Source organism: Thalassotalea insulae, assembly GCF_030161395.1.
In the GTDB taxonomy this organism is placed as follows: Bacteria; Pseudomonadota; Gammaproteobacteria; order Enterobacterales; family Alteromonadaceae; genus Thalassotalea_E; species Thalassotalea_E insulae.
Window position 1 is genome coordinate 212986 of sequence record NZ_BSST01000001.1, and the last position, 25387, is coordinate 238372.

At 42.4% G+C, this 25387-nt stretch carries 24 protein-coding genes and 1 pseudogene; 19 read left to right on the plus strand and 6 right to left on the minus strand.

All coding sequences use genetic code 11. The features are described from left to right. The first annotated feature begins 128 nt into the window (after positions 1-128). The 4 genes from QQK06_RS01020 (at position 129) to QQK06_RS01035 (ending at position 5486) form a co-directional block, all read left to right on the plus strand. Entirely contained in the window at positions 129-2333 is a 2205-nt protein-coding gene (locus QQK06_RS01020) for a molybdopterin oxidoreductase family protein (protein ID WP_284242657.1), read from the plus strand. Positions 2334-2421: 88 nt separating this feature from the next. Continuing rightward, positions 2422-4359 carry a DmsC/YnfH family molybdoenzyme membrane anchor subunit gene (locus QQK06_RS01025; protein ID WP_284246552.1) on the plus strand — a complete coding sequence of 646 codons (1938 nt, stop codon included), beginning with the start codon at positions 2422-2424 and terminating at the stop codon, positions 4357-4359. A gap of 64 nt (positions 4360-4423) precedes the next feature. Continuing rightward, positions 4424-4840, plus strand: a complete 417-nt coding sequence (locus tag QQK06_RS01030) for a hypothetical protein (protein ID WP_284242659.1) — start codon at positions 4424-4426, stop codon at positions 4838-4840. Positions 4841-4916: 76 nt separating this feature from the next. Further along, entirely contained in the window at positions 4917-5486 is a 570-nt protein-coding gene (locus tag QQK06_RS01035; protein ID WP_284242660.1) for a hypothetical protein, read from the plus strand. Positions 5487-5556: 70 nt separating this feature from the next. Here QQK06_RS01035 and QQK06_RS01040 read toward each other — a convergent pair whose 3' ends face one another. Then, positions 5557-7005: an NAD-dependent succinate-semialdehyde dehydrogenase gene (locus QQK06_RS01040; RefSeq protein ID WP_284242662.1), complete on the minus strand. Its 1449-nt coding sequence runs from the start codon at positions 7003-7005 to the stop codon at positions 5557-5559. 121 nt (positions 7006-7126) lie between these two features. Between QQK06_RS01040 and QQK06_RS01045 the strand changes: the two genes are divergently transcribed. The 7 genes and pseudogenes from QQK06_RS01045 to QQK06_RS01075 all read left to right on the plus strand — a co-directional run. Then, the gene (locus QQK06_RS01045) at positions 7127-7351 is read left to right on the plus strand and encodes a TIGR02922 family protein (RefSeq protein WP_284242663.1); all 225 of its coding nucleotides are present in this window, start codon (positions 7127-7129) and stop codon (positions 7349-7351) included. A gap of 271 nt (positions 7352-7622) precedes the next feature. Then, on the plus strand, positions 7623-10217 hold the full coding sequence (gene nirB / locus QQK06_RS01050; RefSeq protein ID WP_284242664.1) for a nitrite reductase large subunit NirB: 2595 nt from the start codon (positions 7623-7625) through the stop codon (positions 10215-10217). A gap of 16 nt (positions 10218-10233) precedes the next feature. After that, complete coding sequence (nirD, locus tag QQK06_RS01055) at positions 10234-10566, plus strand: nitrite reductase small subunit NirD (protein WP_284242665.1); 333 nt, start codon at positions 10234-10236, stop codon at positions 10564-10566. A 171-nt stretch (positions 10567-10737) separates the two neighbouring features. Further along, positions 10738-11888 (plus strand): IS3 family transposase gene (locus tag QQK06_RS01060; RefSeq protein ID WP_284242666.1). Its coding sequence is split into 2 segments (ribosomal slippage): positions 10738-11014 and positions 11014-11888, totalling 1152 coding nucleotides; the frame shifts between segments, so codons are not numbered across the junction. 108 nt (positions 11889-11996) lie between these two features. Then, positions 11997-12803, plus strand: a complete 807-nt coding sequence (xthA, locus tag QQK06_RS01065) for an exodeoxyribonuclease III (RefSeq protein ID WP_284242668.1) — start codon at positions 11997-11999, stop codon at positions 12801-12803. A gap of 72 nt (positions 12804-12875) precedes the next feature. Continuing rightward, positions 12876-13685 (plus strand): 23S rRNA (guanine(745)-N(1))-methyltransferase, encoded by an 810-nt coding sequence (rlmA, locus tag QQK06_RS01070; RefSeq protein ID WP_284242669.1) that lies wholly within the window; start codon positions 12876-12878, stop codon positions 13683-13685. A 96-nt stretch (positions 13686-13781) separates the two neighbouring features. Next, positions 13782-13886 (plus strand): annotated as a pseudogene (locus QQK06_RS01075) (CDGSH iron-sulfur domain-containing protein); the annotation flags it as partial. Here the strand turns inward: QQK06_RS01075 and yfbV are convergent. Next, positions 13864-14289 carry a terminus macrodomain insulation protein YfbV gene (gene yfbV / locus QQK06_RS01080; protein WP_284242670.1) on the minus strand — a complete coding sequence of 142 codons (426 nt, stop codon included), beginning with the start codon at positions 14287-14289 and terminating at the stop codon, positions 13864-13866. The pseudogene QQK06_RS01075 and the gene yfbV sit on opposite strands and share 23 nt — an antisense overlap. 154 nt (positions 14290-14443) lie before the next feature. Between yfbV and QQK06_RS01085 the strand changes: the two genes are divergently transcribed. The 8 genes from QQK06_RS01085 (at position 14444) to QQK06_RS01120 (ending at position 21469) form a co-directional block, all read left to right on the plus strand. Next, positions 14444-15640, plus strand: coding sequence for an acetate kinase (locus tag QQK06_RS01085; RefSeq protein WP_284242671.1), 1197 nt, complete (start codon positions 14444-14446; stop codon positions 15638-15640). A 1-nt stretch (position 15641) separates the two neighbouring features. Continuing rightward, positions 15642-17759, plus strand: a complete 2118-nt coding sequence (gene pta, locus QQK06_RS01090; RefSeq protein ID WP_284242672.1) for a phosphate acetyltransferase — start codon at positions 15642-15644, stop codon at positions 17757-17759. 460 nt (positions 17760-18219) lie between these two features. Beyond that, positions 18220-18600, plus strand: a complete 381-nt coding sequence (locus tag QQK06_RS01095; RefSeq protein ID WP_284242673.1) for an ACT domain-containing protein — start codon at positions 18220-18222, stop codon at positions 18598-18600. A gap of 2 nt (positions 18601-18602) precedes the next feature. Next, positions 18603-18944, plus strand: coding sequence for an ArsC family reductase (locus QQK06_RS01100; RefSeq protein WP_284242674.1), 342 nt, complete (start codon positions 18603-18605; stop codon positions 18942-18944). 2 nt (positions 18945-18946) lie between these two features. Next, on the plus strand, positions 18947-20086 hold the full coding sequence (dapE, locus tag QQK06_RS01105; RefSeq protein WP_284242675.1) for a succinyl-diaminopimelate desuccinylase: 1140 nt from the start codon (positions 18947-18949) through the stop codon (positions 20084-20086). Positions 20087-20089: 3 nt separating this feature from the next. Next, on the plus strand, positions 20090-20770 hold the full coding sequence (locus QQK06_RS01110; RefSeq protein WP_284242676.1) for a M15 family metallopeptidase: 681 nt from the start codon (positions 20090-20092) through the stop codon (positions 20768-20770). Then, positions 20763-20945, plus strand: a complete 183-nt coding sequence (locus QQK06_RS01115; protein ID WP_284242677.1) for a hypothetical protein — start codon at positions 20763-20765, stop codon at positions 20943-20945. Before QQK06_RS01110 ends, QQK06_RS01115 begins: the two co-directional genes overlap by 8 nt. Beyond that, positions 20942-21469, plus strand: coding sequence for a GrpB family protein (locus QQK06_RS01120; protein WP_284242678.1), 528 nt, complete (start codon positions 20942-20944; stop codon positions 21467-21469). Before QQK06_RS01115 ends, QQK06_RS01120 begins: the two co-directional genes overlap by 4 nt. 8 nt (positions 21470-21477) lie before the next feature. Here QQK06_RS01120 and QQK06_RS01125 read toward each other — a convergent pair whose 3' ends face one another. The 4 genes from QQK06_RS01125 to QQK06_RS01140 all read right to left on the minus strand — a co-directional run bounded on the left by QQK06_RS01125 (position 21478) and on the right by QQK06_RS01140 (position 25373). Beyond that, positions 21478-22287, minus strand: coding sequence for a M48 family metallopeptidase (locus tag QQK06_RS01125; RefSeq protein ID WP_284242679.1), 810 nt, complete (start codon positions 22285-22287; stop codon positions 21478-21480). Positions 22288-22371: 84 nt separating this feature from the next. Then, positions 22372-23847: a sensor histidine kinase gene (locus QQK06_RS01130; RefSeq protein WP_284242680.1), complete on the minus strand. Its 1476-nt coding sequence runs from the start codon at positions 23845-23847 to the stop codon at positions 22372-22374. Then, complete coding sequence (locus QQK06_RS01135; protein WP_284242682.1) at positions 23844-24569, minus strand: response regulator transcription factor; 726 nt, start codon at positions 24567-24569, stop codon at positions 23844-23846. Before QQK06_RS01135 ends, QQK06_RS01130 begins: the two co-directional genes overlap by 4 nt. 75 nt (positions 24570-24644) lie before the next feature. Further along, the gene (locus QQK06_RS01140; RefSeq protein WP_348541170.1) at positions 24645-25373 is read right to left on the minus strand and encodes a spondin domain-containing protein; all 729 of its coding nucleotides are present in this window, start codon (positions 25371-25373) and stop codon (positions 24645-24647) included. Positions 25374-25387: the final 14 nt, after the last annotated feature.

A 25387-nucleotide genomic window follows, 5' to 3' on the forward strand; every position in this document is an offset into this window, starting at 1 on the left:
CCCCGATTTAGTTCAATCACTGCGAGTAAAAAAAGCACTTTCCTTTGATTTTATTAGAGTTTTTTAAATGGTTTGGTTTTTGCAGTTTTATCGCAAACGCACCATTAACTGTGGAAATTAACTAAGCTATGCTGTTTGGGCGAAAAAAAAGAAAACCTATCTCTATTCCGGCAAAAAAAGTCGCACAATGGAAATATACCACCTGTAATTATTGTTCAACAGGCTGTTCGATTGAAATAGGGCTTGATGAAAACCAAAAACTAGTGACCTCACGCGGCCATGCCGGAGCCGACGTTAATCGCGGAAAGCTCTGCATCAAAGGCTTGTTAGAGCATGATTTATTTAATAGCCCTGGTCGTGGCACTGAGCCGCTTATTCGCGATAAACATTTTCATCCATTTGAGCAAACCAGCTGGGATAACGCATTAGATACCACCGCTGAACAAATAAAGAAAATACAAAAGCAATATGGCCGCGACGCGTTTGCCATTATTTCAACCGGGCAGTTGCTAACAGAAGAGTTTTACACTTTAGGAAAACTGGCGCGCGGCTGCATCGGCACGAATAACTATGATGGCAATACGACCCTTTGCATGGCTTCTGCCGTTAGTGGATATAAACGTAGCTTTGGCTCAGACGGGCCACCAGGTTGTTACGATGACTTTGAACATACCCATTGTTTAATGGCCTTTGGTTCTAACCTGCCAGAGCAGCATCCAATCATTTACTGGCGATTAAAAGAGGCTTTAGAAAAACGTAAATTTCCACTCATTGTAGTTGACCCTAGAGTCACTATGCTGGCGCAATTTGCCGATATTCATCTGCCGATTACGCCGGGCACAGATTGTGTACTAATTAATGCCATGCTACATGTCATTATCAACGAAGGCCTGCAAGATCAGGCTTATATTGACGCACATACCCAAGGCTTTGAAGAAGTTAAGGCGTTAGTGCAGGATTATGACCCAAAAACGGCGCAACATATCTGCGGTATTGATGAAGACAAAATACGCACCGTCGCCCGCCTTTATGCCAAAGCTCCAGCCGCAATGAGTATCTGGACCATGGGCATCAATCAGTCAACTCACGGCTCTGACGGCGTTGCCAACATCAATAACCTTAACTTGATCACAGGTAATATTGGCAAACCAGGCGGCACCAGCTTATCGATAACCGGTCAGTGTAATGCCATGGGCACTCGAGAATGGTCATCTTGCTCCGGCCTACCCGGCTATCGCTATTTAGAAAATGAAACGGATAGACAAGAAATTGCCGATTTTTGGGGCATAGATCCCGAGTTTTTTCCGAAAAAACGCGGCCTAGCAGAAACCGATATCTTCCCGGCGATCGAGACCGGCGAAATTAAAGGCCTGTGGATAGTCGCAACCAATCCAATGACCTCAATGCCAAATACCGGACGTATCCGAAAAGCATTAGAAAAACTCGATTTTCTGGTGGTACAAGATGTTTATCAGGATGTTGAAATGAACCAATACGCCCATGTTTACCTACCCGCTGCGGTATGGGCAGAAAAACAAGGCTGTCATACCAATACTGAGCGCAGAGTCAATTTGATCGATAACGCCCTGCCACCTTTTGCTAACGCTAAACCTGATTTTTGGATTTTTAATCAGCTAGCCAAACGATTTGAAAACGGCAAACGTATTCATTTTCCGGATCAGCCGGAACAAGCGTTTGAAGAAATGAAGCAACTTTCAAAAGGTCGTAATGCTTATGGAAAAGAAAGAACATTAGATATCTCTGGCATGAGCTATGAAAAAATCATCCAGGCCAGAGGTATTCAGTGGCCATACCGTGAAAGCGATACCGGACTAAAAGGCGCACCTCGCCTCTACACTGACGGTAAGTTTCAAACCGCCTCAGGTAAAGCGAACTTACTGCCAATCAAGTTTGTTAATAATAATGAACAGCCGTGCCAACAATACCCTTTCTGGCTCAACAGTGGTCGGGTAGTCGAACACTTCCATACTCGCACCCGTACCGGAAAAATCGGTAATTGTAATAAATTCAGCCCAACCCCTTATATGGAAATGAATCCTGACGCCGCGCTGGAACTAGGCGTTGAACATCAAAGTTATGTTCGCTTAACCAGCCGTCGAGGCGACGCAGTAGTCATGGTGCAACTGACTCATAGAGTGCCCAGAAACATGGTATTTATCCCGTTTCACTTTCATGATTGTGTCAATCGTCTCACCCTTGGCTTACTCGACCCGCATTCTCGTCAACCGGCGTTTAAGCAGTGTTCAGTGCGGATAGAAGCTGTCGATCAGCAGCAAGCCGCACAACTTAACGTTGAACGACGCGCATTTTAGCTCTGGCGATTAAGGAATTATTATGAATCAAGAATTAAAGAAATCCCCTGCGATGGACTCAATGGTTAACAGCTTTGATCCTGCGACCATGAGTGATACACCAACACAAGCACCAACAGCTCAATCAAGCCATTGGGAGATCAGAACCCAAGAGCAGGATTATGCGTTTTTATCCGATAAAGAGCATGCTATTGAAAACCGTTATGGCAAGCGTATTGACTTAGTTGAGTTAACCGATAAGCCCAAAAACCGTTCGATGTTTATTAATGAAAACCCAGAAGTAGGTAGCAACCCTAACCGTAATAAGCAACATGGTTTCTTTTTTACCGCCGATAACTGTATTGGCTGTCATGCTTGTGAGGCCGCCTGCTCGGAAAAAAATGAAAACCCGGCACACATTGCCTTTCGTAGCGTTGGTTATGTTGAAGGTGGCTCTTACCCGGATTATAAACGCATGAACATTTCCATGGCATGCAACCATTGTGATGATCCCGTGTGTTTAAAAGGCTGCCCAACTCGTGCTTATACCAAACATGCAGAATACGGCGCCGTATTACAAGATCCGGAAACCTGCTTTGGCTGTGGTTACTGTACCTGGGTTTGCCCTTATAACGCTCCCCAGCTCGATCCGGTTAAAGGTCGAGTCTCTAAGTGTAATATGTGTGTTGACCGCTTAGAAGTCGGATTAAAACCGGCCTGTGTCTCTGCTTGTGTCGGTAATGCACTGGATTTTGGTGTCATTGAAAATACGCCAAAAAACCGGGAGCAATGTAAAACCAGCATTCCTGGTTTCCCGGATCCTGAGATCACCCACCCCAATATTCGCTTTCAGCAAACCAAAACCTTGCCTGATGATATGAACCGTACCGACTCTATGCCGGTGAAATACCACAAAGATCAAGATGGAGACTATCGCCCAGTAATAGATCAAAAAGCGGGAAAAGAAAAACACTGGCACCTGGATAAACTAAGTAGCCGTGAAAACCCGCTGGTATTATTCACTTTATTTGCTCAAGCGGCATTTGGCACCTTCGCCATCAGCTTTTTGGCTGCTATATTGGGTTTTGATGTCTTTGTCCGCTTTTTTCACTCTGATATGTTTTTACCCTTAACCTTGTTGTCACTCGCTATGACCGCTTTTGCACTATTAATGAGTGTTACCCATTTAGGTAAGCCGATGCGTTTTTATCGTGGCTTTAATAACCTGCGATATTCACCTATGGCGCGTGAAGGCTTTGGCTTAACATTGTTTACTATTGGCTGTGGTATAACTGCCTTGCTATTAATCCCCCACAATGAATGGCTGGTAACGACAGTTAAGCAAAGCTTAGGTGTAGATTTAGCAAAACTGTTGTCAGCTTTCGCTGTTGAAAACGCACCACTATTTAGCGCCAGCTTTGCAGTAGTATCAGGCGCTGCCGGTTTGTATTACATGAACAAATGTTATCAAATCAAAGCCCGTCCATTTTGGCATCACATCCAAACCGCAACGGCATTTAGTGGTAACAGTTTATCATTAGGCGCAATAATATCTGGGATGTTGCTTCTACCAACGCTTACTGTGCAAAATGCGACAGAGCATGAATTAACACAAGCATTAATCGTACTTGGCGCTGTTTTTATTATCGGTCTTGTTATCGAAGCAATTGGTCTACTTAAGCACAATTACGATATGAATCGAAGCAGCAACGAAGGCGGTGCAGCTCATTACATCCAATGTACGACTTTTGGAAAAAGCTACCTATTTAGAAATACCTTGTTAGCATTAAATCTGGTATTTACGGCAACGCTGTTAGTGATGACATTGAATACTGAGCTTTCATCAGGACTTTATCTAGCCTGGTTAATAGCGGCGTTAATTTGTACATTAACCTCTGTTATCGGTCGAGCACTGTTTTATGTACTAGTGATCCCAACGACTATGCCAGGGGCGTTTTTCTGGAAAAACAAAGCGTTTGAACAACATGCCCGCGATATTGGCTTAGCTGACAATCCCGCCACAGGTGTCGCGCCATTAGCACATTAACCCGTTAAAATAGTAACAGGAACAAGTTATCTGCTTGTTCCTGCATTAAATAAAGAGCAAAAACATGTTAACGTCAATCAAACAAACCTTAGGAAAAACATGCCTTGTCGGGCTAAGTTATTTTGACCATCAACACAACCTGGTCAAACAAAGCGTACTTGCCGGCACAGTGCTCAAAGCCGATAACGACTTAGGTATAACTCTGGCACTGGCGACAACAAATAATGTATCCAGCTCCACTAACAACACGACAGACACTAGCAGCACATCAAACGCACAATTTATACTGCCGGCAAATCTTTCCTGTTGGTTTATCGCTCCTAAAGGGGATTTTCATACCAGCGCTGAAAATATTAAAATTTCAGACCCAGATTTTTTAGTCACTTGGGATATCTATCAAACAAAAGCTGACGCAGCTGATAACGAACAACAATGGTGGCAATGGCTGCCCCGCACTACGCCGCCTCAATCAGGTAGATAATACCGAGCGGTATTCTAAAAATTATTAGCTATACTGAGGGCGTGTGACTTTTAAACATCAATAATAAGGAAATTATATGTCAGCCTATCCAGGATCTACCTCATATCGTCCGGACCTCGACTGGAGCCAGTTAAAAGAAACCATTTTGATGCTAAATCTGGCGGTGGCACAAATCGATCAATCACTAAATGATGGCAATGCCTCGATCAGTACCTTATCAAGTTCATTTACTGCGTTAGCAACTAACTTAAACGATATTAAGTCGTCGACGGATAACTTGCACAACGACGAAACTCAAAACGAAAAAATAAAAGCCATTATAGATAATTCAGCAGATGCTGGTCTAGATAAAGTACAGAGCGCAATCATCGCCTTTCAGTTTTACGATAAACTATCACAACGCTTAGATCACGTCAGTAACAGCTTAAGTGCATTATCAGTGTTAATAGCAGATCCTGAATCATTGTATTCCCCTCAGGAGTGGCAAAACCTGCAAGAATCCATTCGCAGTAAATATAGCATGGAAGAAGAACGTCAAATGTTCGATAACGTTATTTCCGGGATGCCAATTAGCGAAGCGTTAGCCGTTTTCAGGCAAGAAAAATTAGCCCACCAAATAGACGACGATGATATTGAGTTATTTTAACCTCTCTCATAACACACCTTAATAATTGCAAAACCAGAGGTGATATAACCTCTGGCTGCTAACATCCTTGCTAAATGCCCATCGACAAATATTTAATCACTAAATAATCATCTAATCCATGTCTGGAACCTTCACGGCCATAACCTGATTGCTTAACGCCGCCAAATGGTGCTGCAACATTAGAAATAGCGCTATCATTAACCCCAACCATACCAAAGGCCAAGCCTTCGGATACACGCCAGATCCGGCCGATATCCCGTGCATAAAAATAGGCAGCCAGGCCATATTCAGTATCATTTGCTGCCTCAATGACTTCTGCTTCGCTATCGAACGGAATGATCGCCGATACCGGACCAAAAATCTCGTTTTGAGCCACCGGCATCGTATTACTGACCTCAGTTAAAATCGTTGGTTGATAAAAACAAGCTCCAGCATTACTGAAATCACCGCCAAGCGCTATATTAGCCCCTTGAGCAACAGAACTATCCACCAATTGCTTAACCTTTTCTGCCGCCTGCGATGAAATTAGTGGACCAATTTGAGTGTCAACGTCCAGACCATTGCCGACGGCTAATTCAGCCACTGCCATACTATATTGTTTAGTAAATTTTTCTACCACGTTGCGCTGGACAAAAATACGGTTAGTACAAATACAAGTCTGACCGGCATTGCGATATTTTGACGCAATAGCACCTTTTACTGCGGCATCAATATCCGCATCATCAAAGACAATAAAAGGCGCATTGCCACCCAGTTCTAACGATACTTTTTTCACCCCTAACGCACACTGCGCTGCCAGTTTTTTACCGACCTGGGTTGAGCCAGTAAAGGTAAACTTAGCAATCTGCGGATGCTGGGTCAGCACTTTGCCAATATTAACCGCATCATCACTAACCACCACATTAAAAACACCGGCGGGAATACCGGCACGCTCGGCAAGCTCAGCTAATGCCAACGCGGATAGCGGCGTCATTTCCGCCGGTTTAACAATAAAGGTACAACCTGCTGCCAGTGCAGCGGCTGCTTTACGTGTGATCATCGCATTTGGGAAATTCCATGGCGTAATTGCACTCACCACACCTACCGGCTGTTTTAGTACCAGCAAACGCTTATCCTGACTCGCTGCTGGAATTGTTTCTCCATAAACTCGTTTTGCTTCTTCAGCAAACCATTCAATAAAACCGGCACCATAGCCTATTTCACCCCGAGCTTCAGCTAAAGGCTTGCCTTGTTCTAACGTCAGTAGCCGTGCCAGATCATCTTGATGTTCAATGATTAAATTCAACCAGTTACGTAATAGTTTTGCTCTATGATTTGCCGTTTGACCAGACCAACTGGCAAACGTCTTATGCGCCGCAATAACAGCCTGTTCAGCATCATTTACCGACGCATTTGCCACCTGCGCTATAGTTTCCCCTGTAGCAGGGTTAGTCACTGAAAATCGCTTATCACTTGTGTGCCACTGACCATCAATATAGGAGCAATTTTTAACTAAACCTTTATCAGTTATTTTATCCATGGGATCCCTTTGTCATTAGATATTGCCATTATATAAACATCATAATGTCACGTATTTATTCACTACTTTGGCAATACTTGACTACTATTATCAAAGAGTTCAATAAAAGTAGTCTCGAATAATGCCAACAACTAAAACCACAGTCACCATTTTATATTATAAAGATGATTCTTTGATCTTAGAGCATGAAACAAAATCTTACCCGAAAAATGAAAATGGTCGTATCATTATTCCGCCGGAATTTAAACAAGGTAAAAGTATTCTTGCCGTCTGTCTTGGCGAGATCACCATAGTAAACAAATTTGGCGATCGTATCATCGGCCTCGACGTTGAAAAAAACGACTGATCGCCAGATTCAGTCGCAAAGATTTTATTTCCTATCCTACGCCGCCCTGCTTTAGTGCAAAATTTCGTTCAAGCTAGTGCAAAAAGCTTAAAACAAAAACAACAAAACCATTCAACCTACTGTTATTTATAACTATTTCCAAATGGCATTGTGCTTGCTCTTAGTTATCTAAGTAACGCAATGATAACGAAAATACTCTGTCTCGACGCAAATTACCGCACCTTAAGTAAGTATGAATGCGCGCAGAGCAAAATATAGTAGGACAAATACTATGGATTTAAATGCACAGCCTCAATCAATCAGTAAACAACAAATCGTAGTGGTAGGTAACGGTATGGTGGGCCATCACTTTGTCGAACAACTCAGCCAGTATGAGGATTACCAAATCACCGTACTATCCGCCGAGCCTCGCCTCGCCTACGATAGAGTTCATTTATCCGAGTATTTCTCCGGTAAAACAGAAAGCGATTTAGCGTTAATCACAGCTGAGCAATATCAAACTCTTGGCGTCAATTTTCACTTAGATGCCAAAGTCAGTCATATTGATAAAAGAGCAAAAACTGTTACCACAGAACAAGGACAAAGCTATTCGTATGACAAACTGATTTTAGCGACGGGCTCTTATCCTTTTGTACCACCAATTCCAGGTAAAGAGCGTCCCCATTGCCTAGTTTATCGCACCATAGACGATCTAGAGCAAATCAAGGCATCTGCGGCCCAAGGTACAGTGGGCGTTGTTGTTGGCGGTGGCCTGCTAGGTTTGGAAGCTGCTAATGCCTTAAAAGAGTTAGGCTTAGAAACTCATGTGGTAGAATTTGCTCCTCAATTAATGGGGGTGCAATTAGATTCTACCGGTGGTCAGTTACTTAAGAGAAAAATTGAAGCACTTGGAGTCACGGTTCATACCGAAAAAGCGACACAACAAATTGTCGATGGCAAGCAATGTGTTCATCGGATGGAATTTGCCGATGGCAGCTATTTAGAAACTGACTTGATCTTATTTTCTGCCGGTATCCGCCCTTATGACAATTTAGCCCGTGAATTTGACTTAACCGTTGGCGAACGCGGCGGTATTGTTATTAACAATCAATGCCAAACCTCAGAGCAAGATATTTACGCCATTGGCGAATGTGCGCTATGGAATAATTTTATCTTTGGCCTAGTTGCACCAGGGTATAGCATGGCAAAAGTAGCTGCAGCACATATTCACGGTGAAAGCGACAGCTTTACCGGCGCTGATATGAGTACCAAACTAAAATTAATGGGGGTCGAAGTCGGCTCTATTGGAGATGCCCACGCAAAAACCCCGGGCGCTCAGTGTTTTACCTATCAAAATGACCGAGATCTGATCTATAAAAAAATAGTGGTCAGCCAGGACGGTAAAAACCTGCTTGGTGCAGTATTAGTAGGTGATACCAGCGAATATGACTCATTACTGCAATACGCGTTAAATGGCATTGAATTACCAGAAGACCCCGACGCGCTAATTTTACCAAGCTCAGGCGAAAAGCCGAGTTTAGGCGTAGATGCCTTGCCCGATAGCGCCACCATTTGCTCATGTTTGAACGTCACTAAAGGTGACATCATCAATGCCATAGATAATGGCGATACCGACTTAGCAGAGATCAAAGCCAGCACTAAAGCAAGCTCAGGCTGTGGTGGCTGTGCTGCATTATTAAAAACTGTCGCCGATAGCGAGTTTGCCAAACGCGGACTGGAAGTGAAAAAAGACATTTGCTCACACTTTGCCTATAGCCGTACCGAACTGTTTCATATTATCAAGGCAGAAAAAATACGTAATTTTGATACCTTGATAGAAAAGCATGGTCAAGGCATAGGGTGTGAAATTTGTAAACCGGCGGTGGCATCGATTCTTGCTTCGATCTGGAACGATTATATCTTGCAAAGCGACCACTTACCGCTGCAAGATACCAATGATGTTTATCTTGGGAATATGCAAAAAGACGGTACCTACTCCATCGTACCGCGGATGCCAGGTGGAGAAATCACTCCGGATAAATTGATCGTTATCGGTGAAGTTGCCAAAGCATATAACCTCTACACTAAGATCACTGGCGGGCAACGTATTGATTTATTCGGCGCCCGGGTCGATCAACTGCCGGATATCTGGGAAAAGCTGATTGCAGCCGGCATGGAAACCGGTCATGCCTACGGTAAATCACTACGAACAGTAAAATCTTGTGTCGGCAGTACCTGGTGCCGCTATGGCGTGCAAGACAGCATGTCGATGGCGATATTTTTAGAAAACCGCTACAAAGGGCTGCGTACACCACATAAAGTAAAATTTGCGGTCTCCGGTTGTACTAGAGAATGCGCGGAAGCACAAAGTAAAGATATTGGCGTTATCGCCACTGAAAATGGCTGGAACTTATATGTCAGTGGTAACGGCGGTATGAAACCACGCCATGCGGATTTATTTGCCACCGACCTTGACGATACTACCTTAGTAAAATATATCGATCGCTATCTAATGTTTTACGTTCGGATGGCGGACCGTTTACAACGCACCTCAGTATGGCTGGAAAGCTTAGAAGGTGGTCTGGAATACGCGCAAAAAGTGGTAATTGATGATCACCTTGGCATTAACGATGAATTAGAAAAGCAAATGGCTGCTGTGGTTGACAGTTACCAATGTGAATGGAAAACCACAATAGAAAGCCCTGAGCAACTAAAACGTTTTAGACAATTCGTTAACTCAGAAAAATCAGATCCCAGCATTCAGTTCGTCAATGAACGCGAACAAATCCGTCCTGCAACCATAACTGAAAAAGCCGCCGCCGGACTGTTAATTGACACTGTCACTATTAGCGATAGTCAACAAGTCACAGAAGTAAACCCAGCTTAATCAGGAGGAAGACAACATGAGCACAGCAAAAAACTGGCAAACTATCTGTCACAAGCAAGATTTAGTAAAGAACTCAGGAGTATGCGCCTTACTGCAAGAGCAGCAACTGGCCATTTTTCTAACTAGCGATGATCAGGTCTATAGTATCACCAACTGGGATCCGGCAGGTAAAGCTAACGTGCTCTATCGCGGTATAATTGGCGATAGCGAGGGAGAAATATTTGTCGCCTCACCGCTTTACAAGGAAAGATTTTCACTGACCACAGGCAAATGCCTGGACGATGAGCAACTTTCGGTTATTAGTTATCAAACCCGTATTCAAGACAATCAAGTGCAAGTTTTCTTTTAATGATTAACCTTAGCTAGCCTCGACTTAACAAAAAGTTGAGGCTAGCTGCCGCTATCTTACAGGCATGGTCTAGTTGAAAAATCCTGGTTTTACCGCCCTTTTGAAACTGATCTGCTTTAATCAAACAGGACACTTTAATAATGGAATATAATCCAATTATTGAGGTGTTAAATGACAAAACGAATAAACAGAAGTTACACGGCTGAATTTAAACAAGAAGCCGTCGCATTAGTAACCGAACAAGGCTACAGCGTACCGAAGGCCGCAGCATCTTTGGGTATCACGGATAAATTACTTTATAACTGGAAAGCCAAGCTTGAAGCAGAGCAATCAGGTGCTAGTTTAAATGCCGATGAGCGGGCTGAACTGCTGAGGTTACGCAAGGAAAATAAAGAGCTAAGGATGGAAAAAGAGATATTAAAAAAGGCCAGCGCCCTCCTGCTAAAGGAAACCAAGTAACGTACAAAACGATAAAGCAGCTATCTTCTGCATTTCCAGTAGTTAAACTCTGCCAGATTATGAATATCAGCCGCTCTGCGTATTACGCTTGGCTCAAACGGCCAGCTAAAATCATCACAGCAGAGCAACTGAACTTATATCGAAAGGCAAAGTACTTCTTCGAGAAAAGTAGAAATAGCTTGGGTTATCGTGAGCTTAGAAAGAAATTACGCAGAGAGGGCTTTAATGTCAGTGATTATGGCGTTCAAAAGTTAATGGCAACACTTGGCTTAGTGGTTACTCAACGAGTGGCCTACAAGGTAACAACTAAGCGTAAGCACAGTGATGCTGTTGCTGATAATTTGTTGAACCAGAACTTTAACCCTGTCGCTCCAAATCAAGTGTGGGCTGGTGACGTGACGTATTTGAGGATTGGTGAAGGTTGGATGTATCTAGCCATTGTTATGGATTTATATTCTCGTCGTATCGTTGGTTGGCATATTGATAAGCGCATGACGACTGATTTGGTAAGTAAAGCGATGATGAAAGCTTATAACTTACGCCAACCACCAAAGGGGCTAGTGTTTCACTCGGATAGAGGTTCACAATATACCAGTAAGCGATATCGTCATTTACTGACAAATTATGGTATCAGATCCAGTATGGGCGATGTTGGTGCGTGTTGGGATAATGCGGTTGTTGAACGATTCTTCGGCAGCCTAAAACATGACTGGTTACTGAAAGTGCCACAACCGACTCGTAATCATATGAGAAATGATGTAACGGCGTATATGCGCTATTACAACTTAGAACGACTTCATTCAGCTAATGGTGATCTGTCGCCAATAGATTATGAACAAAATTCCTTAAGAAAAGTGTCCTGAATTAGTTGCGCAGAACAAAAACAAATGACTCGTTTAGCTAAGACATTCATCTCAATAAATATTCGTGCTAACATCTGGCAAAAATAATTCTCCCATTCAGGTATTTTGATGAAAATCATCTCTTTTAATATTAACGGCCTACGTGCCCGTTTACACCAGCTACAAGCCATTATCGACAAACATCAACCTGATATTATCGGTCTGCAAGAAATTAAGGTGCATGATGATGCTTTTCCATTAGCGGATGTTGAAGCCATGGGATATCACGTCTATTTTCACGGCCAGAAAGCCCATTACGGTGTGGCTATGCTATGTAAAAAAGAGGCTGACGTGGTGACTAAGGGCTTCCCAACCGATACGGAAGAGTCACAAAAACGGATGATCATGGTACAAACCACTAATGAAGCTGATGAAAAAGTGACGGTACTAAACGGGTACTTTCCACAAGGGGATAACATTGCTCATGAAACCAAATTCCCTTATAAGCGCCAATTTTATAAAGACTTAATGACTTATTTAAATGAACATCATACCCCAGATGAGCATGTTGTAGTGATGGGCGATATCAATATCTCGCCGATTGATTTAGATATTGGCATAGGTGAACCTAATCGCAAGCGCTGGTTAAAAACCGGTAAATGTAGTTTCCAACCGGAAGAGCGTGAATGGTTAGCGACCTTAATGAACTGGGGCTTTAAAGATACCTTCCGCGAATTACATCCTGACAGAGAAGAGCGTTATTCCTGGTTTGATTATCGCTCACGTGGTTTTGATGATAACCGTGGCCTGCGCATTGACGTGATTTTAGCTACGGAAAAATTTGCCGCCAGCTGTGTTGAATCCGATATAGACTACGAATTACGCGGTATTGAAAAACCGTCTGATCACGCGCCCATCTGGTCAGTGTTTCAATAACCAAACATAATGCAGAGGGAAGTTATTTCCTCTGCTAAGCTCAAACCAAACAAGTCAAATAGATCATTTTTTATGTCAAAGCCAGCCCAATATCGCTGCCCTATTTGCCAGCAGACCTTAACCCTTACGCAACGAACGTTTCGCTGCGAAAACAATCATTGCTTTGATAAAGCGAAAGAGGGTTATGTCAATCTGTTACCGGTACAGTTTAAGCATTCTAAAGATCCCGGTGATAACAAAGCCATGGTCAATGCTCGCAGAGCATTTCTTGAACAAGGTTATTATCAACCGCTGATTGAAAAGCTGGTAGAAACTTATCAGCAATATGGAAATGCCAGCGGCACATTATTTGACGCTGGCTGTGGTGAGGGCTATTACACTCATCAGCACCAAACAGATAACAATCAGGTTTATGGCATCGATATCGCCAAAGAAGCAATAAAAAAAGCAGCGAAAAAATATTCCCAGTGTCATTTTAGCGTTGGCACCTTGTCGCAGCTGCCATTTCACGATCAGCACTTTGACTGGTTATTTTCTATTTATGCCCCCATTTTAGAGCAAGAATTTACCCGGGTACTCAAACCATCGGGTTATTTGCTGACCGTGACACCTGCGAAACGTCATTTGTTTGAATTAAAAGAAAAAATCTATCAAAACGCTAACGAACATGATATCACCAGACAACCGATTGAACACTTACGCTTAGTCACAGAGCAGCAATTATCCTATCAAATGAACTTAGCAACAGGCGATGATATTCTTAACTTGCTATCGATGACCCCTTTTGCCTTTAAGGCATCTGAGCAGGTTAAACATACCCTCGCGCAAATGACAGATTTTAGTTGTCAGGCAGATTTTTTAATTCGTTTGTATCAAAAATGACTTTGCTCAACGTCATCTATATCGCAAAGAGTTGACTATATGGCTTAGGCAAAGCGTGCAGCAGAACGTCCTTTTGCAGTCACAGTAGAGTCCGACAAACAATATTTTGGGTGTGCTTGTGGCAAAAGTACTAATCAGCCTTTTTGTGAGGGTTCACATAATAAAAAGTGGCTAACAATTAAGAATGATGATGAGCGTTAGCATAGCTTACATGTAGCAACTGCGCTAAATCTAAATAACGCGGCTTACCCATAGATAACTTTAATTGCCCGCCACTTTGATTGATCTTAGCCACCCCTTCTTTATACCAGGCAGCCAATGCCGGAGGTAAGTATTTATCCGCTTTAACTCCAAGCATTACTAATGCTTGAATCGGAACACTTAATATAAAGACAGTGTAAACAATGGATTGTGGCAGTTGAGGTAAACCACCTAAATATAATTGCATGACCAACACAAAAATAGCAATACCTGGCAAGTATCGACAGGCTAAGCGACTCACCTGAATAGAACGATATTCGGCAAAATAACTGGCTAATTCTGCCTTTTCTGGCCACAACTGCATATATTTGCGACCCAACTTTACAATTTCTACTACATTCATAATGCGTCACATTATAACAACTCTTACTTAAAAGATAGCATAAATTAGCGGTAACTCGAAAATCTCTTTTATCGTGAAAACATTGAAACAAATCAAATATCAAACGCCGATTCTGGCCTATACTGACGTTAATCTGAACACTCAAATAATCTACATGAAAAACAATATATTAGTAATCAACTGTGGCAGCTCCTCACTGAAGTGCTCTTTAATCAATCCCGTTAATGGCGATATTATATTTTTCGCACTGGCTGAAAAATTATTTACTCAAGATGCCCTGATAAGCTTTAAACAAGGTGAAATTAAACAAACAACACCGTTAATCTCCCCTTATGATCATCAGGCAGCGATTCAGTCATTAGTCGCATTTTTAACACAACAATCACTGCATAGCAGCATCTGTGCGATTGGTCATAGAGTAGTACATGGCGGTGAGAAATATAGTCAACCCACCTTGATCTCCGAACAAGTCAAAACCAGTATTAATGAACTGGCCAAACTGGCTCCTTTGCATAACCCAGCGAATTTACAAGGCATTAATGCTGCCGAAACGATATTTAGCAACTTACCACAAGTGGCTATTTTTGATACCGCGTTCCATCAAAGCATGCCAGAAAAAGCATTTTTATATGCTTTACCCTATTCGCTCTACAAAGAGCACGGAATTAGAAAGTACGGCTTTCATGGCACCAGCCACTACTTTGTCTGTAAAAATGCAGCAAAAATCCTAGATAAACCATTAGAGCAATGCAATTTCATCAGCGCTCATTTAGGTAACGGCTGTAGTATTAGCGCAGTAAAAAACGGCAAAAGTGTCGATACCAGCCTAGGGTTAACTCCGCTTGAAGGCTTAATGATGGGCACGCGCAGTGGCAGCATCGACCCCGGCATTATCTTTCACTTAGTCGAGCAACTTGGTTACAGCCTTGAGCAGGTCAATATTTTACTCAACAAAGAAAGCGGCTTATTAGGGGTGTCGCAATTAACCAACGACTGCCGCGAACTCGAACAGGCCAGTGCTGACGGCAATGATTTAGCACAACTAGCACTGCAAATATTCTGCTATCGCATTGCAAAAATGATTGCCTCATTTGTCCCCTGCTTTATGCAACTGGACGGGTTGATTTTCACTGGTGGTATTGGTGAAAACTCACAGTTTGTTCGCTCTCAGGTGTTAGCGCAATTGTCCCTACTTAACTTTACTGAAGATCAGTCGGCCAATCAGCATTGTCGATTCGGCCAGTCCGGTAACATCAGCACAGAAAACTCTCGCCCATGCTGGGTGATCCCCACTAATGAAGAATGGGTGATCGCCGAGCAAAGTTATCAATTATTAAACGGAGCGAAGTAAGATGTCTCGTAAAATTATGCTCATTCCCGTTGGTTTTGGTGTCGGGCTGACCAGTGTCGCCCTCGGCTTAGTTCATGCCTGCCAGCAACAAGGTATTAAAGTTGGTCATTTTAAGCCAATTAGCCAACAGTCACGTAATAAACGAACAAATAAAAATCAGACCATTGCCTTATCCACACATACGCTTTCATTGTCATTAAGCGATGTTGAAGAGAAAATGGGCGACGGCCTACAAGATGTAGTACTAGAACAAATTGTCGAGAACTGTGAAAAATACAGTAAAGATGTTGATGTGACTATTATTGAAGGGCTCATTCCAACAACTCGGCAACCCTATGCAACCCGTATTAATCGTGATGTGGCTCAGGCATTATCCGCGGAAATCGTGCTAGTTGCTTCCCCAGACAGTGACAGTATCGAAGAATTTGAAGACAGGTTAGAAGTCAGTGCCGGCAGCTTTGGCGGCATAAAAAACAAGAAACTGATCGGTTGTATTATTAATAAAATTAATGCCCCTGATAAAGAAGAATTTGGCCTCTTACCCCGTGAAAACGAATACGGTGAAAATAAAGCGCTGCAACCGTGGCATGAGCTGGCAATTTTTAACCATCGAAACTTTGAATTGTTAGGCACTATCGCCTGGGAAATCGATCTAATCGCACCTCGGGTTGTTGATATCAGTAATTATCTTGACGCAGACATATTAAATACCGGTGATATCGAACATCGTCGTATCCGCAGCATCAGCTTTTGTGCCCGCAGCGCCGAAAATTTAATGAGTCATTTACAACCGGGCAGGTTAATTGTCACTCCAGGAGATCGCACTGACATCATTATCGCTACTTGCCTATCCGCACTAAACGGCACTAAATTAGCGGCCTTATTATTAACTAACGGTTATCAGCCTAATGAACAGGTTATGCGCTTATGTAAACAGGCACTACAAGCAGGCTTACCTGTGCTTTCTGTGCCCTGGGACACCTGGCAAACGTCTCGTCATTTACTTAATTTTAATCCAGAAATTCCCGCAGACGATCAGCAGCGCCACGAAAAAGTTAAACAATTTATTGCTGACAATATTTCCCCAAGCTGGTTAAGTCATTTAAAAGACAATGTCAGCGAACTGGAGAAATTTTCGCCGCCCGCATTTCGTCATAAATTAACGGAACTTGCCCGCTTCGCGAATAAACTAATCGTATTGCCGGAGGGCACGGATATTAGAACGATTAAGGCAGCGGCGATCTGTGTGGAACGCAAAATTGCCCGTTGCCAGCTATTAGGTGATAAAGAAACCATTTTAACTATTGCCGAGCAGCAAGGGATAGACTTACCAGCCGAATTACTGATAACAGCTCCCAACACCATTCGACATAATTATATTGCGCCATTTGTTGAGTTAAGAAAGCACAAAGGCATGACCGAAGTTGTCGCTCAGCAGCAACTCACTGATAATACTGTACTTGCTACTATGATGTTACAACAGGGTCAAGTTGATGGCCTGGTTTCAGGTGCAGTAAATACAACCGCCAATACCATTCGCCCCGCGCTACAACTAATCAAAACCTCCCCCGACAGTAACTTGGTTTCTTCCGTGTTTTTCATGCTATTACCGGATCAAGTACTGGTTTACGGCGATTGCGCGATAAACCCTGAACCAAATGCCGAACAATTAGCAGATATTGCCATTCAGTCTGCGGATTCTGCCAAAAACTTTGGTATCGAACCTAAAGTAGCAATGATCAGTTACAGTACCGGACGCTCAGGTAAAGGTGCAGATGTGGAGAAAGTGACGAAAGCAACGGAGTTAGTCAAAGCCCGACGACCGGATATCATCATTGATGGGCCGCTGCAATATGATGCAGCGATTATGGAAAATGTCGCGAAGAAAAAAGCGCCTGATAGCCCAGTGGCAGGTCAAGCCACCGTTTTTGTTTTTCCTGATTTAAATACCGGCAATACCACCTACAAGGCGGTACAACGTTCTGCAGATGTTGTCAGCATAGGTCCGATGCTACAAGGGATGAATAAACCGGTGAACGATTTATCTCGTGGCGCGCTGGTAGATGATATCGTCTACACCATAGCGTTGACGGCGATCCAGGCTAAGCAAAATCAATAATTTCCTCAAATAAACTGAAGAAATTTCCCGGCTACAAACAAGATAACACAGATATTTACTCATTATCTGCGTTATCTTGCATCAAGTTGACATTTTCGTTTAATTCACATCTTAAATCGTACAATTATTAGCTAGCTAAAAAACGCACTAGTGATTTTATTCTTATATTTCATCATGATAACTAACTAAGCATAGGTTGCTCACAATGATATCCACAGCTTTTGTGGATATCATTTATAAAACATAAAAACGATTAACAACTAATGTTTTCACCAAATAAACCTAACAAACACCTGTAAAGCTTAAGTTTGACAGCTAAAACCAGATAAACACATGGTTTTCACGAAATCACAGAACAGTTATTTCACAGCGCAGCAAAGAAACTATTCCACATCACCTAGCATTCACTAACCTTGGACGGTATAGTTAAACAAAGCCAACAAATAAACATTATCACGCTATGTCGACATTGACGTTAAGACTATTAAATGAAAATTTTGCCATCCATAGTGTGGCAGCTGATAAGGAAATTCCAAAGCAAGTATTTGAAGCGCCAATATTTTTTATTGCCAAGACCTTTGAAGAGACATCGCTTGTGCTTCCTAGTAATATCGACATCGACAGTGAAGATGTTGAGCCTGACTGGCAAGCACTGGAAGTGGTTGGTCCGCTCGATTTTTCACTAACAGGTATTCTATCGAGTATTTCAACAGTACTAGCGAATGAAAAAATCAGTATTTTTGCGATTTCTACCTTTGATACCGATTATATCTTGGTAAAATCAAACAAGATAAATCATGCAGTCACTGCACTGCGCAATAACAACTACCAAGTAATATAACCATGACCATACTTTACGGAATTAAGAACTGCGATACCGTCAAAAAAGCCAGAAAATGGCTAGACACTAATAATGTCACTTACCACTTTCATGACCTGAGAGGAGATGGCTTAGATAACGAGCTGTTAACAAGCTTTGTCGAAAAAAGTGACTGGCAAATAATGCTTAACAAGCGCAGTACTACTTATAAAAATCTACCCGATGAAATCAAAAACAACCTTACTGAACAGGTATTATTTGACACGGTTTTAACTCACCCCACCTTGCTCAAGCGGCCATTATTGATGACAGATAATGCGTTACATATCGGCTTTAAAGCCGAGCAATATCAAGAGTTATTTTAATAATGGAAAAACCTCTCGCGCCGGTCATTGAACTAACCAAGTCATTGATATCAAGAATGTCTGTCACCCCTGAAGATGCGGGCTGTCAAACGCTGCTCTGTGAATTGTTAAGCCCTTATGGCTTTAATTGTGAAACCATGGTGTTTGAAGATACCACGAACCTTTGGGCACGCCGCGGCACTTCAGGCCCGGTATTTTGTTTTGCCGGCCATACCGATGTGGTACCTGCCGGCAATCTGGAATTATGGCACTCCCCACCTTTTGCACCGACAATTATAGACGGTATGCTCTATGGCCGTGGTGCCGCAGATATGAAAGGTAGTCTTGCGGCTATGGTGATAGCTACAGAGCAATTTGTTAAAGACTTTCCTGATCATCATGGCTCAATTGCATTTCTTATCACTAGTGATGAAGAAGGTCCGTTTATTAATGGCACTACTCGAGTTATTGATACGCTGGAAGCACGTAATGAAAAAATCGATTACTGTATTGTCGGCGAACCATCAAGCTCACATCAAATTGGTGATATCGTTAAAAATGGTCGCCGTGGTTCTATTTCTGGCGAATTAGCCATTCACGGCAAACAAGGTCACGTTGCGTATCCTGAGCATGTCAAAAATCCGATCCATCTGGCAATGCCAGCGTTAGCTGAGCTTAGTCAAATGCATTGGGATCATGGCAATGATTATTTTCCAGAAACCAGCTTTCAATTATCAAATATTCAATCCGGCACCGGTGCTACCAATGTGGTGCCAGGTCATTTAAATGCCTGGTTTAATCTACGCTACAGTACTGAACTGACCGATCAACAGATTGTTGATAAAATCAATGCCGTACTCACTGAACATCAACTGGATTATGATATCAAGTGGACGTTTAACGGCCAGCCATTTATTACCGAACCCGGCACCTTAGTCAATGCGGTTGCGGATGCGATTACTTCCGTAACCGGACGAGAAACACAGCTTTCAACTTCAGGTGGCACTTCAGATGGCCGCTTTATTGCACCAACTGGCGCTCAAGTTGTAGAACTAGGCCCATGTAACGCTACTATCCATCAGGTGAACGAATCTGTGTCATGCGATGATTTAGAAAGCTTAGTGGATATCTATTATCAAACCTTAGTGAAGGTCTTAACCTAGTTTATGAGCAACAGCATACTCTATGGTCAAAGTGAGCAGCACCTTAGCTGGCTAAGCGATAAGCTCGCTATTCATCAGGCGGTAGTCACTCCCTGGCAGCAACTGTGCCAGCAGGCGAAACGGGATGGAATTGAGCTGGAAATTGCCAGCGGATTTCGTTCATTTGAGCGACAATTAAGCATTTGGAATGGTAAATTTAACGGCGAACTGACGGTAAAAGATATTAACAACCAAGTTGTTAATATCGAACAATTACCGGACAGTGAACGTATAAACGAGATTTTAACCTTTTCTGCGCTGCCAGGTACCAGTCGCCATCATTGGGGTACAGATATTGATATATATTCACCATCATTATTAACCAACGGAAAAACACTGCAACTAGAGCCTTGGGAATACCAAGCAGGTGGACCATTTGCTACATTAAGTGATTGGTTACAACAACATGCTGCCGATTATGGCTTTTATTTTCCCTATGATAAATACCGCGGTGGTGTGGCACCGGAACCCTGGCATTTGTCCTATTTTCCACTGGCGCAACAATTTCAGCAGCAATTTAATAGTAAAGATTTAACTCACTACCTGCAAAGCAATGATATAATGGGCAAAGACGTTATTATCAAACAGCTTGATACGATTTTAACTCAATATGTATTTAACATAGGACAGATCCCTAATGAGTGAATGGATAGCCCCGCTCCTTATCATCATAGCCTTGGTACTGATCATCGGCAATTTTAGTACCTTTCAAAAAAGTGCGAAAACACCATTACGTAAGAAAAGTCTCAATGATTTAGAAGAAACCTTGCCTCGCACAAATAAGCCCTCCATTAAAGCAGAAACTTTCGACAAGAAATGACCAATAGAAAAATAACAGTTGTTGATTATCAAGCGGACTGGGTCAATAAATTCACTGACGAGAAAGCCTTACTGATACAAGCAATCGGAAATATTGCGCTCAATATTGAACATATTGGCAGCACTTCAGTACCCGGCCTAGCAGCTAAACCCATTATCGATATCTTAGTTGAAGTAACCGATCTAAATAGGTTGGATACTAAATCTAACGAGATGGTTGCCTTAGGCTATAATATCAAGGGCGAAAACGGTATTTCAGGACGTCGATACTTCCAAAAAGGTGACAACCAGCGCAGCCACCATCTCCATGCCTTTAACCAAAATGATCCGCATCTGATGCGTCACAGGGCATTTCGAGATTATTTACTGGCTCATTCAAATGTCGCGCAGCAATACGCTAAGATTAAAACGCAAGCAGCACACCAATGTCAGCATGACACAAACATGTATATGGCGTTAAAAAACGACTTTATTCAACACCACGAAACCAAAGCCATTAACTGGTATCAGCTAATGGCTAGATAATATATCGATTAAATACTTTTTGGTTTACGACAATTAGGTCGATTATCGGTTGTTAACAATTGCTGAGACTTAGCTAAATGCTGAGTTAAATCATTTATCCGCGTTTGATTTGACGGATGCGTCGATAAAAACTCCGGTGGCGCCCCTTTCGACTGTTTCGCCATATTACGCCATAAATCTATCGCCGCAGCTGGCTTAAAGCCAGATTTTGCCATTAAATTCTGACCAACAATATCAGCTTCGCTTTCATGCATCCGGCTATAAGGCATTAAAAAGCCATACTGGGCAATTGCCAAACCAGCCATCATCCAGGCTTCCTTATTTTCCACTCCTTGCTGAGTTAATACTGCGCTGCCCGCCGCCGCGCCAATTTGAGTGATTTGATTCGATGATAATCGCTCATTAGAGTGGCGTTCAATCACATGAGCCACTTCATGTCCGATAATAGCCGCCAACTGATCTTGGTTTTCCGTGACTTTTAAAATCCCGGTATAAACACCAATTTTTCCCCCAGGTAGAGCAAACGCATTAACCTGTTCTGAATCAAAAACTACCACTTCCCAATCACCTGAGTGAGTAGATTTAGGGACATTTTTTGTCACCGCTGAGGCAACACACTGCACAAACTGATTGGTTGCTTTATCCGTGCTAATTTTCTCTTTCTGTTTTAACTGTTCAAATGAAGAAATTCCCATTTGATTTAATTCACTATTAGAAAACAGGGTAATTTGATTGCGACCGGTTGATGATTTGGCACAGCCACTTAGCGCGATTACGGCACTGATAATTGCCGACGATAATAAGATTTTGCTGTTCACTGGAGATCCTTAATCACTGAGATAGTATACTGGTTAAAATGATGACTTAACTGAGGTAATTATTCAATCCACAACCGCTAATTATTAACTCACTTTCCGAATATTAAATGAAAATTCACAGCCCTGCCCGAGCTGACTTTTCACCTTAATATCGGTTTTTAGTAATTCCAGTAATTTTTTCGTTATCGCTAAGCCTAAACCGGTATGCTTTTCTTTACCTTGAGTAGCATTACTCGCCCGATAGCGGGTATCGAAAATATAAGACAATTCATCCTCACTGATGCCGGTACCATTATCAATCACCGCCAGCTGACACTGACCATGATCACTATCGGTAATCTTTAACATCACTTTCCCTCCATCTGGGGTATGACGCAGAGCATTTTCCAATAAATTACTCAGTACCCGTTCAAGCTTGGCAATATCACTGTGCACCATGATATCTGAACTAGGCGGTACCACAGCGAGTTCAATATTTTTCTTTTGTGATTGCAGGGTAAACTTAGCAATCACATCATACAGCAGTTCCGCTAAATTAAAGGTTTCCAAATTGATAGAAACTTGGCCACCTTCAAGATGTGCCAGTTCAAATATTTGATCGATTAAACGTTTTAATTGCTGGGCATTTCTTAAGGTTATCTTGATATATTTTTGCTGCTCTGGTGTTAAATGCTCTGCTGCTAACGAGATAGTCTCAATATATCCTTGCAGCGAAGCGAGTGGCGTGCGTAAATCGTGGGAAATATCTGCCAGCAGTTCTTTACGTTGCCTATCATTATCATGTAGCAGACAAATTTGTTGACTAATTTGCTCTGCCATTTGTTCCACCACACAACCAAGCTGATGCACTTCATTATCACTGTCAGTTTTCCAGTGGGTTAACTTAACCAAAGAGCGATCAAAGCCCACCGCTTTTAACGCTTTAATATCTTGACTGAGTTGCCTTAACGGTTTGGTAAAATAGGCAAACAAACCAAGCATCACAATAAATAAAAACACTAAAGCGCCGATCAACATCATCATAGACATTTGCAATTGACGATTAGACTGCTGTCGGGTAAACACCGTCTCATAACGCTCACCTGCAACAATCACATAGAGATAACCTTGTAACTTAGTACCGTTAAATACCGGGGCTGCCGAAAATATTTTTTTCCGGGTCTGATGCTGAGGATCATCGCCATAAATGGGTAACGGTGCCTGATTTTGCGTCAGTAACTTAATCGGTATGACCGAAATTTTATGACGCTTAATTAATGATGGCGCAATCGAATGGGTAATAATATTACCTTTCGGGTCAAGGAAGTAAAATTCAAATGCCGGCCCTAATACCATCAGGGTATGAAATAAGTCTTTTAACGCCTGATGATCAGAAACCCCTTGCTGCAATATCGGGTTATCACGAGCTATATTTGCAGCTAACGATAAATGTAAATTTTGCTCTGATTCATACCTCGCTTGTTTTTCAAGATGCTGGGCCCAAATAAAAAAGACACTACTAATGGCAATAAATATCACTAACAACGATAAAGATAATCGATGATAAAGTGACAGCCTCACGCCGCAACTCCCTGTTTAGAAAATTTATAACCAACCCCCCAAACCGTTTGGACGATTTCAGGCTGAGCGACATTTTTCTCTAACTTATTACGTAAACGATTAATATGAGAGTTGACTGTGTGCTCATAGCCACTGTGATGATAACCCCAGACCGAACTGAGTAATTGCTCACGAGAAAAAACCTGCTCAGGATGAGAAGCAAGATAAAATAACAAGTCAAACTCAGTAGAAGTGAGATCTAACTCTCTGCCTGCCAGCATAGTTTGGTGGGTAAGCTGATTAATTTGAAGTTCCCCCAGCGTTAAATACTGCTCAGGCATTTTTTGCTGCTGCACGTTAACTTGTTGCTGCGCTACCAAATGAATACGTCTAAGCTGTGAACGCACCCTAGCCTGTAACTCTCGTATACTAAAAGGTTTAGTCATGTAATCATCTGCGCCGAGTTCCAATCCCAGTACTCGGTCTAGTTCACTGTTACGCGACGTTAGCATCATGATCACTTGCTCCGGTTTTTGTTGCCGTATTTTTCTGCAGACATCCAGCCCGGAAATACCCGGCAGCATAATATCTAAAATCAGTAATTGATAATCGTTTTCCATCAATTGATGCAATGCCTGTTCACCGTCAGTACACACATCAACAACTAAGGATAACTCCTCAAGATTTACCCGTAACAATTGAGCGATATCTTGATCATCTTCAACAACCAATACCTTATCCATTTTGTTCCCCACCATTAACAGACAATAAAATCAGGAACAAAAAAATGAGCGAGCCCTAACGGACTCGCATAACATTTACTCGAGTCGACTAATAGTGATCTTTGCTGTTGGGTTATCAAAGCGATGCGATTGATCCAGCACTGACATTGATAAGCCATCATCCGCCGTCACCACTCCTTGATGCATAGCTACAAGATCGAGATCATCACGAGCGGCATTAAATCCTTCGCCTTCACCACCGGAAGCAGGCCCTGGGATCGTTGATTGCCATTCCGTATTTTTCTCTGTTCCTGCATCATAAGAACCAACCGTCATCGAAATACTTTCACCGACAGCCAAATTCGCAATATCAACGGCATTCACCCCGGTAAACGCATCATTAGTATTCACTAGCATAGTAGCGACTGACACCAGCGCCGGCTGATTATCGGTAATAGTGACATTAATGCTTTCACGCATACCCGGCATTAAAATACCCGCTCCCGATGCACCAGCGAGTACATCATCGGTTTGTAAAAACATTGTGTTATCACCGCTTTCAGCCAAATTTTCTAATGCCATACTAGCGGACATACCTAACTGCCAAAAATCCCCCATATCATGCAAGACGACGGCAACCGGTGACATTGGCTGACCATAGGTGAGATTGCTAACCGTTACCTGATAACTGTAGTTAACTGGCATCGGCTCTGGCATATTATCGTCCATATCCGTTGACTTTGAATCACTGTCATTACAGGCACTGAGCATTAGCAGCGAAGCAATGGTAACGAACAGCAAGTTTGATTTTATCAGTTTCATCATCTGCTCCTAATTGC